The sequence below is a fragment of the Streptomyces flaveus genome (assembly GCF_014647675.1).
Classification (GTDB): Bacteria; Actinomycetota; Actinomycetes; order Streptomycetales; family Streptomycetaceae; genus Streptomyces; species Streptomyces flaveus.
Genome location: NZ_BMPQ01000005.1, coordinates 309,465 through 320,765 on the forward strand (window position 1 = coordinate 309,465; position 11,301 = coordinate 320,765).

The 11,301-nt window shown below is 67.0% G+C and carries 11 protein-coding genes; 6 read left to right on the top strand and 5 right to left on the bottom strand.

Features of this window, described 5'->3' with window-relative positions; translation table 11 throughout:
• Window positions 1–2 precede the first annotated feature (2 nt).
• The 6 genes from yidC to IEZ21_RS13380 all read left to right on the top strand — a co-directional run bounded on the left by yidC (window position 3) and on the right by IEZ21_RS13380 (window position 6,161).
• Entirely contained in the window at window positions 3–1,349 is a 1,347-nt protein-coding gene (gene yidC, locus IEZ21_RS13355; RefSeq protein WP_189322085.1) for a membrane protein insertase YidC, read from the top strand.
• Between the two features lie 15 nt (window positions 1,350–1,364).
• Window positions 1,365–1,877, top strand: coding sequence for a Jag family protein (locus IEZ21_RS13360; protein ID WP_189322086.1), 513 nt, complete (start codon window positions 1,365–1,367; stop codon window positions 1,875–1,877).
• Window positions 1,878–2,017: 140 nt separating this feature from the next.
• Window positions 2,018–2,734: a 16S rRNA (guanine(527)-N(7))-methyltransferase RsmG gene (gene rsmG / locus IEZ21_RS13365; protein ID WP_033321304.1), complete on the top strand. Its 717-nt coding sequence runs from the start codon at window positions 2,018–2,020 to the stop codon at window positions 2,732–2,734.
• A gap of 301 nt (window positions 2,735–3,035) precedes the next feature.
• Window positions 3,036–4,109 (top strand): ParA family protein, encoded by a 1,074-nt coding sequence (locus tag IEZ21_RS13370; protein WP_189322278.1) that lies wholly within the window; start codon window positions 3,036–3,038, stop codon window positions 4,107–4,109.
• Window positions 4,106–5,218 (top strand): ParB/RepB/Spo0J family partition protein, encoded by a 1,113-nt coding sequence (locus IEZ21_RS13375; protein WP_189322087.1) that lies wholly within the window; start codon window positions 4,106–4,108, stop codon window positions 5,216–5,218. The genes IEZ21_RS13370 and IEZ21_RS13375 overlap by 4 nt, the downstream gene beginning before the upstream one ends.
• 325 nt (window positions 5,219–5,543) lie before the next feature.
• Window positions 5,544–6,161: a GNAT family N-acetyltransferase gene (locus IEZ21_RS13380; protein ID WP_189322088.1), complete on the top strand. Its 618-nt coding sequence runs from the start codon at window positions 5,544–5,546 to the stop codon at window positions 6,159–6,161.
• 114 nt (window positions 6,162–6,275) lie between these two features.
• On the opposite strand, the gene trxA is transcribed toward IEZ21_RS13380, so the two are convergent.
• The 5 genes from trxA to IEZ21_RS13405 all read right to left on the bottom strand — a co-directional run bounded on the left by trxA (window position 6,276) and on the right by IEZ21_RS13405 (window position 11,194).
• On the bottom strand, window positions 6,276–6,608 hold the full coding sequence (gene trxA / locus IEZ21_RS13385) for a thioredoxin (RefSeq protein ID WP_033321301.1): 333 nt from the start codon (window positions 6,606–6,608) through the stop codon (window positions 6,276–6,278).
• A 42-nt stretch (window positions 6,609–6,650) separates the two neighbouring features.
• Window positions 6,651–7,622, bottom strand: coding sequence for a thioredoxin-disulfide reductase (trxB, locus tag IEZ21_RS13390; RefSeq protein WP_189322089.1), 972 nt, complete (start codon window positions 7,620–7,622; stop codon window positions 6,651–6,653).
• 185 nt (window positions 7,623–7,807) lie between these two features.
• Window positions 7,808–8,734: an anti-sigma factor family protein gene (locus IEZ21_RS13395; protein ID WP_189322090.1), complete on the bottom strand. Its 927-nt coding sequence runs from the start codon at window positions 8,732–8,734 to the stop codon at window positions 7,808–7,810.
• Window positions 8,731–9,447 carry an RNA polymerase sigma factor SigM gene (gene sigM / locus IEZ21_RS13400; protein WP_189322091.1) on the bottom strand — a complete coding sequence of 239 codons (717 nt, stop codon included), beginning with the start codon at window positions 9,445–9,447 and terminating at the stop codon, window positions 8,731–8,733. Before sigM ends, IEZ21_RS13395 begins: the two co-directional genes overlap by 4 nt.
• A gap of 25 nt (window positions 9,448–9,472) precedes the next feature.
• Window positions 9,473–11,194, bottom strand: a complete 1,722-nt coding sequence (locus IEZ21_RS13405; RefSeq protein ID WP_189322092.1) for a protein kinase family protein — start codon at window positions 11,192–11,194, stop codon at window positions 9,473–9,475.
• Between the last annotated feature and the right edge of the window lie 107 nt (window positions 11,195–11,301).

Below are 11,301 nucleotides of genomic sequence, written 5' to 3' on the forward strand. Positions count from 1 at the left end.
TAGTGGACACGATTGCCAGTATTTTCAGTTTCATCACGACGCCCGTTTCCTGGGTCATCGTCCAGTTCCACTCGGTGTACGGCGCTCTCTTCGGCGACGACACCGGGTGGGCCTGGGGCCTGTCCATCGTGTCCCTGGTGATCCTGATTCGTATCTGCCTGATCCCGCTCTTCGTGAAGCAGATCAAGGCGACCCGGGCCATGCAGACGCTCCAGCCCGAGATGAAGAAGATCCAGGAGCGCTACAAGAACGACAAGCAGCGTCAGTCCGAAGAGATGATGAAGCTGTACAAGGAGACGGGCACCAACCCGCTCTCCTCGTGCCTTCCCATCCTGGCGCAGTCGCCGTTCTTCTTCGCCTTGTATCACGTGCTCAACAGCATCGCGAACAACGACACCGTCGGTGTGATCAACACGCGCCTGCTGGAGAGTGCGCAGCAGGCGCACATCTTCGGTGCCCCGTTGGCCGCGAAGTTCACCGACAGCTCTGCGGACGTCACGGCGCTCGAGGCCTCGCTGACCAGCGTCCGTATCGTCACCGCGGTCATGATCGTCCTGATGTCGGCGTCGCAGTTCTACACGCAGCGCCAGCTGATGACGAAGAACGTCGACACCACGGTGAAGACGCCGTACATGCAGCAGCAGAAGATGCTGATGTACGTCTTCCCCATCATGTTCGCCGTCTTCGGCATCAACTTCCCCGTGGGTGTCCTCGTCTACTGGCTGACCACCAACGTGTGGACCATGGGCCAGCAGATGTACGTGATCCACAACAACCCGACCCCGGGCTCCAAGGCCCAGGCCTCCTACCTGGAGCGCCTGGACAAGCGCGTCACGCACCACGGCAAGACGCGCGGCCGCGGTGAGAAGGCCATCGTCAAGGCCATTGTGGCCAAGGGCCGTGACCGCAATGAGTACGAGCGCAAGTTCATCAACGGTCTGACCAAGGCGGGCCTCGCGGCCCAGGCCGACGGCACCGTGGTGAAGAGCGAGGTCACGACCGTCGCCGAGATTGAGGACGGTGCCCCGGCGACCAGTACCCCCAAGCGCCAGCAGCCCAAGCGGCAGAGCAAGTCCCGGCGTCAGTCGGGCAGCACTCACAGCGGCACCAGCGGCACCAGCGGCACCAGCGGCGCCAAGACGACGGGTGACTCCGGGGCGAAGACCTCCCTGAGCAAGTCCGACGGGCCGCAGGACGCCAAGCCGGAGGACACCAAGCCGACGGGTGACAAGTCCGCCTCGGGCGGTAAGCCTGCCTCGGGTGGCAAGTCCGCCTCGGGCAGCACACGCAGCAAGGCCCAGTCCGGACGCAAGGGTCCGCAGCGGCCCAAGTCTCCCTCCAAGAAGTAAGAAGGAGTCCATCCCGTGATGGAAGGCACCACGTCCGCCGCCACCGAGGGTGGCGATACTCTGACCCGCCTGGAGCAGGAGGGTGAGATCGCGGCGGACTACCTCGAGGGTCTGCTGGACATCGCCGACCTCGACGGTGACATCGACATGGATGTCGAGGCCGATCGCGCCGCTGTCTCGATCATCAGCGACACGGGCAGCCGTGATCTGCAGAAGCTGGTCGGCCGTGACGGCGAGGTGCTTGAGGCTCTTCAGGAGCTCACGCGGCTGGCTGTCCACCGGGAGACCGGAGACCGTAGCCGGCTGATGCTGGACATCGCGGGCTACCGCGCCAGGAAGCGCGAGGAGCTGTCCGAGCTGGGCGCCAAGGCCGCGGCCGAGGTCAAGAGCTCCGGTGAGACAGTGAAGCTGAAGCCGATGACTCCCTTCGAGCGCAAGGTGGTGCACGACGCGGTCAAGGCTGCGGGCCTGCGCAGCGAGTCCGAGGGCGAGGAGCCGCAGCGCTTCGTCGTCGTGCTTCCCGCCTGAATCGGTACGTACGGTTCCTCCGGCCCCGTCTGTTGCGCAGGCGGGGCCGAACTTTGTCAGCCTGATAGTGCCTGTTGGTTCCTTGTGGCCCTGGTGATCAGCGCCCAGTGCGCTTGTGCGGTACGGAAGGACGGTTCCCCGTGATGGAGGCAGCGGAGCTCCCCCCTGCGCCTGAGCAGGCCCGGGCGGTATTCGGCGATCGCTTCGCAGACGCGGTCCGATACGCGGAACTGCTGGCGGACGCGGGAGTACGGCGAGGCCTGATCGGTCCCCGCGAAGTGCCTCGCCTGTGGGAGCGGCACCTGCTGAACTGTGCAGTGCTCTCGGAAGTCGTGCCCGAAGGAGTGACAGTGTGCGATGTCGGCTCCGGCGCCGGGCTGCCCGGCATCCCACTGGCCCTCGTCCGCCCAGACCTGAAGATCACGCTGCTCGAACCGCTGTTGCGGCGTACGAACTTCCTCACCGAGGTCGTCGAGTTGCTCGGCCTCGACCATGTCACCGTGGTCCGTGGCCGCGCCGAGGAGGTCTTGGGCAAGCTGCCTCCGGTCCATGTGGTGACGGCACGGGCCGTGGCGCCCTTGGACCGCCTCGCGGCATGGGGCGTGCCGCTACTGCGTCCGTACGGAGAGATGCTTCTGCTCAAGGGCGACACCGCGGAGGAAGAGGTCAAGAGTGCCGGGGCCGCTCTGGGCAAGCTCGGTGCCGTGGAGACCTCCGTACTCCACGTAGGAGAGGGTGTGGTGAGTCCGCTCGCCACCGTGGTACGGGTCGAGGTCGGGGAGAGCCCGGGAGGGGTACGTTTCGCGGCCAAGCGTGCCAAGGCGGCACGGACCGGACGAACACGGCGTCGTCGCTGATCCGTCCCGACGACGAGACGTACTCCACGCAAGCTGCCAAAACTGCGTATGCCGGAGTGTCGGGCAAGCGTCCTCGCGGACGCTGTGCATCGTGTTTCACGTGAAACGTCGCTCACTGCTGCAGGGCATCATCAATCGCGGCCGCACTGAGGCCGGACCCCGTGACCGCAATCCCCTCAGATCCTTCAAGAGGAAACCCTCTCCGGGCAACGACACGTCGCCCGGAGAGGGTGCGAAGTTGTCCACAGTGGCGGATTTCTCCACAGAAGAACGGACCTCGCTGGTTCACGACCCCGAAGGCATGGGAGGCTCTGTTCATTGCGAGCCTGAAGTCGAGGAGAGTGAATCCTTGCGGTCCGACGCCAACATCGCGGGACCGATGACCGATCCGGTCCCCGGTCCCCGTACCGAGTCGATGGGGGGCGGTGTTTCACGTGAAACACCGCCCCCGATGGACGACACTCCCATCGGTCGTGCTGCCCAACTGGCGGTGGAGGCTCTAGGCCGCGCCGGCGAGGGTCTGCCACGGCCCGAGCAGACCCGTGTGATGGTGGTCGCCAATCAGAAGGGCGGAGTGGGGAAGACCACGACGACGGTCAACCTCGCCGCTTCGCTCGCCCTGCACGGTGGGCGGGTCCTGGTGGTCGACCTCGACCCTCAAGGCAATGCGTCCACTGCGCTCGGTATCGATCATCACGCCGAAGTCCCGTCGATCTACGATGTCCTGGTCGAGAGCAGGCCGCTCTCCGAGGTCGTCCAGCCGGTGCCCGACGTCGAGGGTCTCTTCTGTGCACCCGCCACGATCGATCTCGCCGGTGCGGAGATCGAGCTCGTCTCTCTGGTGGCACGGGAGAGTCGGCTGCAACGAGCGATCCAGTCGTACGAGCAGCCGCTGGACTACATCCTCATCGACTGCCCGCCGTCGCTGGGTCTGCTGACGGTCAACGCACTGGTTGCCGGTGCGGAGGTCCTGATCCCCATTCAGTGCGAGTACTACGCGCTGGAGGGTCTGGGTCAGCTGCTGCGGAACGTCGACCTGGTGCGAGGCCATCTCAACCCCGACCTGCATGTCTCGACAATCCTGCTCACCATGTACGACGGCCGGACGCGACTGGCATCCCAGGTCGCGGACGAGGTGCGCAGCCACTTCGGCGAGGAGGTGCTGCGGACGAGCATTCCGCGCTCGGTTCGCATCTCCGAGGCGCCGAGCTACGGGCAGACGGTGCTGACTTACGACCCAGGGTCGAGCGGTGCCCTCTCCTATCTTGAGGCGGCACGGGAAATCGCGTTGCGCGGCGTCGGCGTGACGTATGACGCGCAGCATGCCCACTTGGGCGCACACAACGATCAGAGCATGGTGGAGGGGATCCAGTGAGCGAGCGACGGAGGGGGTTGGGCCGTGGTCTCGGCGCATTGATCCCAGCGGCCCCGGCAGGGGAGAAGGCGGCGCCTCCGGCGGCGGGCGGGGCATCGACCTCGCCGGCCGCGGTGCCCGTACTCACCGCAGAGCGTGGGGTCGCGGCGGCCAAGGTCGCCACGCTTCCGCCGGGCAATGTTTCACATGAAACCGCGGAGCCATCGGCGAACGGTTTCGCGGAAGTGCCGGCGGCTCCTGTCGGGGCGCATTTCGCCGAGCTGCCCCTCGACTCCATTTCGCCGAACCCGCGCCAGCCCCGTGAGGTGTTCGACGAGGACGCTCTCGCAGAACTTGTCACCTCCATCAAGGAGGTCGGTCTTCTCCAGCCTGTCGTCGTACGGCAGTTGGGCCCGGGTCGCTATGAGCTGATCATGGGTGAACGGCGCTGGCGGGCTTGCCGTGAGGCAGGGCTCGAGGCCATTCCGGCGATCGTGCGGGCCACGGAGGACGAGAAGCTTCTCCTGGACGCGCTCCTGGAGAACTTGCACCGCGCTCAGCTGAACCCGCTGGAGGAGGCGGCCGCCTACGACCAGCTGTTGAAGGACTTCAACTGCACGCACGACCAGTTGGCAGACCGGATCGGCCGGTCCCGTCCGCAGGTCTCCAACACCTTGCGTCTGTTGAAGCTCTCGCCTGCGGTCCAGCGCCGTGTCGCTGCTGGGGTGCTCTCTGCCGGTCATGCGCGGGCCTTGCTCTCTGTCGACGACTCGGAGGAGCAGGACCGTCTGGCTCATCGCATCGTGGCCGAGGGTCTCTCGGTGCGGGCCGTCGAGGAGATCGTCACCCTCATGGGATCGCGGCCCAAGTCCGCGCCACGCTCCAAGGGGCTACGGGCCGGCACGCGGGTCTCTCCGGCGCTGACCGACCTGGCCACGCGCCTCTCGGACCGCTTCGAGACCCGAGTGAAGGTCGACCTCGGCCAGAAGAAGGGAAAGATCACCGTTGAGTTCGCCTCAATAGATGATCTGGAACGGATCCTCGGCTCGCTGGCCCCCGGCGAGGGGCCGGTCCTCCAGAAGAGTCTCTTGGACGATGACTCCGAGGATTCCGAGGGGTCTGAGGCCTGAGCCTCAAGGGTGGTCACGATTCCTATCGGCCGACCCCCAGAGCGGGTCGTGTCCGGTGTGTACCGGAACACGGCCCGCCTTTTGCTTTCTGGCGGTATCGATGGAATCGCATCGTGGATACGATGCGTTCGGGTATGGCGCATCCACCTGACAGCACCTTCTATGGGGAGGCGGGGGCCATGCGGGCCATGAACCGCACCGGACTGGTGAGCGCGGGCCTGGGGCTTGGCGCGGTCGGCGGGTTCGTCGGCAGCCTGCTCAGGGAAAGGAGCGCTCTGACAGCCGCTCGTGATGCCGCGGGCGAAGGAAGTGAGGAACTGCCTTCATGGGGCGTCGGCTCGTACCGCTCACGCTGGACAACCTCCAGGACCTCCCCAAGCGCTGCCGCACGTGCGTCTTCTGGGAGTTGGACCCAGTCAGCGGTGAGGCCGCGGTAAAGGCAGGCACACCCGAGCTGGAGAAGGAGGCGTGGATCTCCGCCGTCCTTCTGGAGTGGGGGTCCTGCGGTCGGGTCGTCTACGTGGACGAGGTGCCGGTGGGCTTCGTGCTCTACGCGCCGCCCGCGTATGCGCCGCGATCCACAGCGTTTCCCACGAGCCCGGTCTCCCCTGACGCGGTCCAGTTGATGACGGCCTTCATCATGCCGGGCTATCAGGGACAGGGACTCGGACGTGTGATGGTCCAGACTGTCGCCAAGGACCTGTTGCGTCGGGGTTTCAAGGCGATCGAGGCGTTCGGGGACGCCCGGTGGAAGGAACCGGCCTGCGTCCTGCCCGCCGACCACCTGACGGCGGTGGGCTTCAAGACGGTCCGGCCCCATCCGACGTACCCGAGACTGCGGCTGGAGCTGCGGACGACGCTCTCCTGGAAGGAAGACGTGGAGCTGGCGCTCGACCGGCTCTTGGGGGCGGTGCAGAAGGAGCCGGCTCTTCGGCCGCTGTAAACGCTGTGGCGTCTGTTGCTTCCGGGCGTACATGCGAATGGGCCACCCCCTCCGGGTTGGCCCATTCGTGTTTCACGTGAAACAACGCCGCGTCCGTGCAACGGCATAGCTCGGTTACTCGGTGATGAAGTCCTCGAGGTCCCGGACGATCGCGGCCTTCGGCTTGGCACCGACGATGGTCTTGGCGACTTCGCCGCCCTGGTAGACGTTCAGGGTCGGGATGGACATGACGCCGTACTTGGCGGCCGTACCCGGGTTCTCGTCGATGTTGAGCTTGACGACCTCGATCTTGTCGCCGTACTCGGCGGCGATTGCCTCGAGCGACGGCGCGATCTGACGGCACGGACCGCACCAGGCGGCCCAGAAGTCCACCAGGACGGGCTTGTCGCTCTTGAGGACGTCCTGCTCGAAGGAGTCGTCGGTCACATGCTTCAGGGTGCCGGCCACTGCGGGCTCCTTAACTGGTTGGTGCGGTGAGGTGGTTGGGGGTCAGACGGTGGTCTTCTCGGGCTCCGCCGCGGCCTCGTGGTCTGCGAGGGCGGCGAGGTGGCGTTCGGCGTCGAGGGCGGCGGAGCAGCCGGTGCCGGCCGCGGTGATGGCCTGGCGGTAGGTGTGGTCGACCACGTCGCCGGCGCCGAAGACGCCGGTCAGGTTGGTTCGGGTGGAGGGGGCGTCGACCTTGAGGTAGCCCTCGTCGTCCAGGTCGAGCTGGCTCTTGAACAGTTCGGTGCGCGGGTCGTGGCCGATCGCGATGAACAGGCCCGTCACCGCCAGCTCGGTCAGCTCGCCGGTCTTGACGTTGCGCAGCTTGAGCCCCGAGAGCTTCTGGTCGCCCTGGATCTCGGCGACCTCGCTGTCCCACACGAACGTGATCTTCGAGTCGGCGAACGCACGCTCCTGCATCGCCTTGGAGGCGCGCAGCGTGTCCCGGCGGTGGACCACCGTCACGGAGCGGGCGAACCGGGAGAGGAAGGTGGCCTCCTCCAGCGCCGTGTCGCCGCCGCCGATCACCGCGATGTCCTGGTCCTTGAAGAAGAAGCCGTCACAGGTCGCGCACCAGGAGACGCCGCGTCCGGATAGTGCGTCCTCGTTGGGCAGACCGAGCTTGCGGTGCTGTGAGCCCGTGGCGATGATGACGGCCCTGGCCTTGTGCACAGTGCCCGCGGTGTCCGTGACCGTCTTGATCTCCCCGGACAGATCGACCGCCACGACATCGTCCGGGACCAGCTCGGCGCCGAAGCGTTCGGCTTGGGCGCGCATGTTGTCCATGAGCTCGGGGCCCATGATGCCGTCCTGGAAGCCGGGGAAGTTCTCCACCTCTGTGGTGGTCATCAGCGCGCCACCCGCGGTCACGGCGCCCTCGAACACCAGCGGCTTGAGCGACGCGCGTGCGGTGTACAGCGCCGCCGTATAGCCGGCGGGCCCCGAACCGATGATGATCACGTTACGGACGTCGCTCACGGCTTGATTCCTCGTCTCTGAAGACTGCTTCGTACGACTGGTGGGAGCTTTTCTCAGAGCCCTCACCCCACCCAACGGATCCTAAGGGGCGTGCATTCCCACTGTGTCCGGGCACACGGCGACGCGTGACCGCACGGCGACAGCACGGATGCCATTTGGATGCCATGGACCAGAGTGGAGGTCGCTCAGCGTCGCTTGTAGGACTGCTGCAGCAGCACCTTGCCCGCCGAGTCCGGGGACTTGGCCACGCAGGCGGAGTCGACGACATAGGCCGTGACTCGTGTGGCGTTGGAGGCGTCGGGCAGCACCACGAGATAGACGTTCGTGCCTTCGTACGTGCCTGTCTTGAAGGCGAGAGCGGCTTCGTTGCGACCGATGCCCTGCTGGATGCACTCGGGCACCGCGACTTTGGGTTCCTTCAGCGTGCTCGGCTCGTCTGGGTCGGACTGGGAGCCCCAGGTCGACTTGTTGTTGCGACTGCCGCTGTCCTGGCCCTCGCTCGAGGCGAGAAGATCCGCGACCTGACTCTCCAGCTTCCCCTCGGTGAAGGTGTTCGCGGAGTCGGCACGACCCTGCTCCGGAGTGGTGCCCGGGGTGTCGTCGCCCATCGACTGAAGGAGCACGCCACCCAGCCCGAGTGCGGCTGCCGTGAACATGGCGCCGAGGAGGACGGCGCCGCGACGGCCTGGGCGTGTGCGCTTCGTACGACCCGGTCCGGTGGCGGCGCGAGGGCGGCCTGCCGGGCGGTCGGCCGCGGTCGATGTTTCACGTGAAACACGCGTGCCGTCGCTCTCGTCGGCCACGGGACGGGAGGCACCCACAGGCTCCCGGGCGCCCGCGGTGTCGGCGTCAGGCTCCGTGGCATTGAGCAGTGCCTCCGCGGCGAGAGCGGCATCGATGCGCTCCGCGACGTCGGCAGGCATGCGTGATGGGCCCGGCAGTGTGCCGAGCATGTCGCGGATCTCTTCCAGCGATGCGTACACGTCGGCACAGAGCGCGCAGTCCTCCACGTGCCGGCGCACATCTGTCATACGCGAGGGCGGGAGCAGACCTTCGGTGAGGTCGGAGATCTCTGTGACTTCCGGGTGCCCGGCCGTGTCGGTCGATGTCACGCTCGCCCACCTCCGCCCTTCACAGCAGTTGAATCGCTTGGCCCTGCATCCTGTACCCCCGCTGCGGGTGGGACGGATGTCCCCTGCGTGCGGTTCCGTCCCTCGCCCGACTTCTTGCTGCCCTCGCCACTTCCGGCGTCCGTACGCAGATGTCTGAGCAGCGGGAGGAGCCTTGCTCTGCCGCGTGCGCAACGGCTCTTGACCGTGCCGGTCGGCACGTCGAGCACGCGGGCAGCCTCTGCCACCGGGTAGCCCTGCATGTCCACCAGGATGAGGGCGGCCCGCTGATCGAGCGGCAGGGTGCCGAGGGCTTCGAGGAGCTCGCGGTGCAGATCGTTGCGCTCGGCCGGCGCGGACGCCGACTCGTGGGGCTCCAGGAGTTGCTCAAGGCGTTCCGTGTCGTCGACGGGAGACGTCTTCCGTGATGCCGTCTTGCGTGCGCGGTCCAGGCAGGCGTTCACCGTGATGCGGTGCAGCCACGTGGTGACGGCTGACTGGCCGCGGAAGGTGTGGGCGGCGCGATAGGCGGAGACAAGAGCGTCCTGGACCGCGTCCGCGGCCTCCTCACGATCTCCCAGAGTCCGCAGGGCCACCGCCCAGAGCCGGTCGCGGTGGCGCCGCACCAGCTCACCGAAGGCCTCCTGGTCACCCTCCACATGGCGGGTAAGAAGGTCCTGATCGCTTGTTCCGCTGTACTCGGCGTCGTCCGCCATCGGACCCTCCCCCCTCGGTGAGCTGTCAGCCCGTGAACTTCACGTCGGTGATCGCCTGCTTGTAGCCGGCCAGGCTGTAACCGTCGGCCGGCGCCTGCGGCAACGCGGTGAGCCACACGAGTACGTACCGGCTCTTCACAGTCTTGTCGATCGTCACCTTCGCGTCGGTGGCGCTTGTCTTCACCGTCCCGAGCTTCTGCATCGAACTCAGCGAGGTCGAGGAACTCATCGAGTCCGTCGCGTACAGAGAGATCGTCGTGTGGTCACCGGCGTACCGAAGTCCTATCGAGGCGGCCGAGATCTCCTGTTCCGAACCGAGGTCGTAAACGATTCCGACACCGGGCTTGATGACCATCTCCGGACCGTCCAGGAAGCTCTTCGTCCGCCAGTAGGTGGAGCTGTCGCCGTCGTAGGTCGCGGCCACGTCCTCGGGTGCCTGAGACCCGCCCTCCGCAACGTACTCCTGCGCTCCCTGAACGGTGATCGGCTTGACCGGCCTGGTCTTGTCGCTGCCCTTGTCGTTGTCGTCCGTCGTCTGCGTCTTGTTGGTGTCGTCGGGCTTCCCGCGCTCCATGAGGGCATCTGCCAACTGCCAACTGCCAAGGCCCAGCGCGGCGATGAGCAACGCGGACACGCCCCACTTGAGGGCCTTGCCGGTACGGCTCTGCAGCGGGGCCGGCGGCGTCGGCACCGGCTGCGTGGCGCCGGGCCGCGGTGTCTGACGCCCGTAGCTGCCCTGCTGGTACGTGGTGCGCTGGTAGTCCGGCGGCCCGGTGAACGCGGGCTCCGGCGGGCGGATGCGGGGCATCTCGCCGATCGCCTTCACCAACTCCTCCGGCGTGGTGCACGGCGGTTCCTGACGGGATGCCGTCGCGCCGTCGTTGACGAGCGCGCGCATCGCGAGTTCCGCCAGGCCGCGGTGCACTCCGGCCCGCACCTGATCGGGCGCGATGAGCCCGACACCCTTCGGCAGCCCGGAGAGGCCGTACGCGTCGTTCTCGTACGGCCAGCGCTGGGTGAGGGCGGCGTACAGCAGCGCGCCGATCCCTTCCGTGTCGGTGCGCTGCGGGGTGTCGGAACTGATGCCGCGCAGCGCGGCGTTCACGGCGAGCCCACGGATGCGCCACTGGCCGGACGAGGAACGCAGCACGGCGCCCGGAGTCAGCCGCAGATGCGCCAGCCCTTCGCGGTGCGCGGCCGCCATCGCCTGGGAGACCTGACTGACCATCTGGTACGCGTCGTGCACCTCCAGCGGGCCGGCGGCCAGAAGCGTCGTCAGCTCCGTGGAATCCGGCAGCCATTCGTGCACCACGTAGACCAGGTCGTCCTCCTCGACCGCGTCCAGCACTTGGACGAAGCGGGGATCGCCCAGGAGGGCGGAGGAACGGGCCGCCGCCAGGACGGAGCGCGCTCTCGGATGATCGGCGGGCAGCAGGTGCACGCCGACGGCGCGACGCAGCTTCTCGTCCACGGCACGCCAACTGCTGAAACCGTCCAGACGGGTGACGCACTCTTCGAGCCGGTAGCGTCTGGCGAGCTTGTGGCCGCTGTGCAACTCGGGCGGTGAGGTCCTGCCGGGGCTCTCGTCCCCGCCGCTCCCCTGTGCCTCTTCGCTCTCCGAGCTTTTCGTGTCCCGCTCCCGGTTCTGGGCCACCCCGTCGGCCGTGGACTGGTCCGCCTTGGCGGTCAGCGGCTCATCACCGCTGTTGTCTGCCACGTCGACGGCAGCCGTGCTCCGTTCCGCCACCGTCGTTCCTGCCTCCCCATCTCCATTGCCCGCTGTCCGACGCCAAAGCCAATTGTGCCCACAGTCCGCCGCTATGCACGACACGCGGTCCCGGACGATGGTTGTGC

Bases quoted from the DNA above. Each gene is read 5' to 3' on its own strand.
- IEZ21_RS13370 (WP_189322278.1), top strand. From the start codon at position 3,036: ATGGGAGGCTCTGTTCATTGCGAGCCTGAAGTCGAGGAGAGTGAATCC.
- IEZ21_RS13380 (WP_189322088.1), top strand. From the start codon at position 5,544: ATGGGGCGTCGGCTCGTACCGCTCACGCTGGACAACCTCCAGGACCTC.
- sigM (WP_189322091.1), bottom strand. From the start codon at position 9,447: ATGGCGGACGACGCCGAGTACAGCGGAACAAGCGATCAGGACCTTCTT.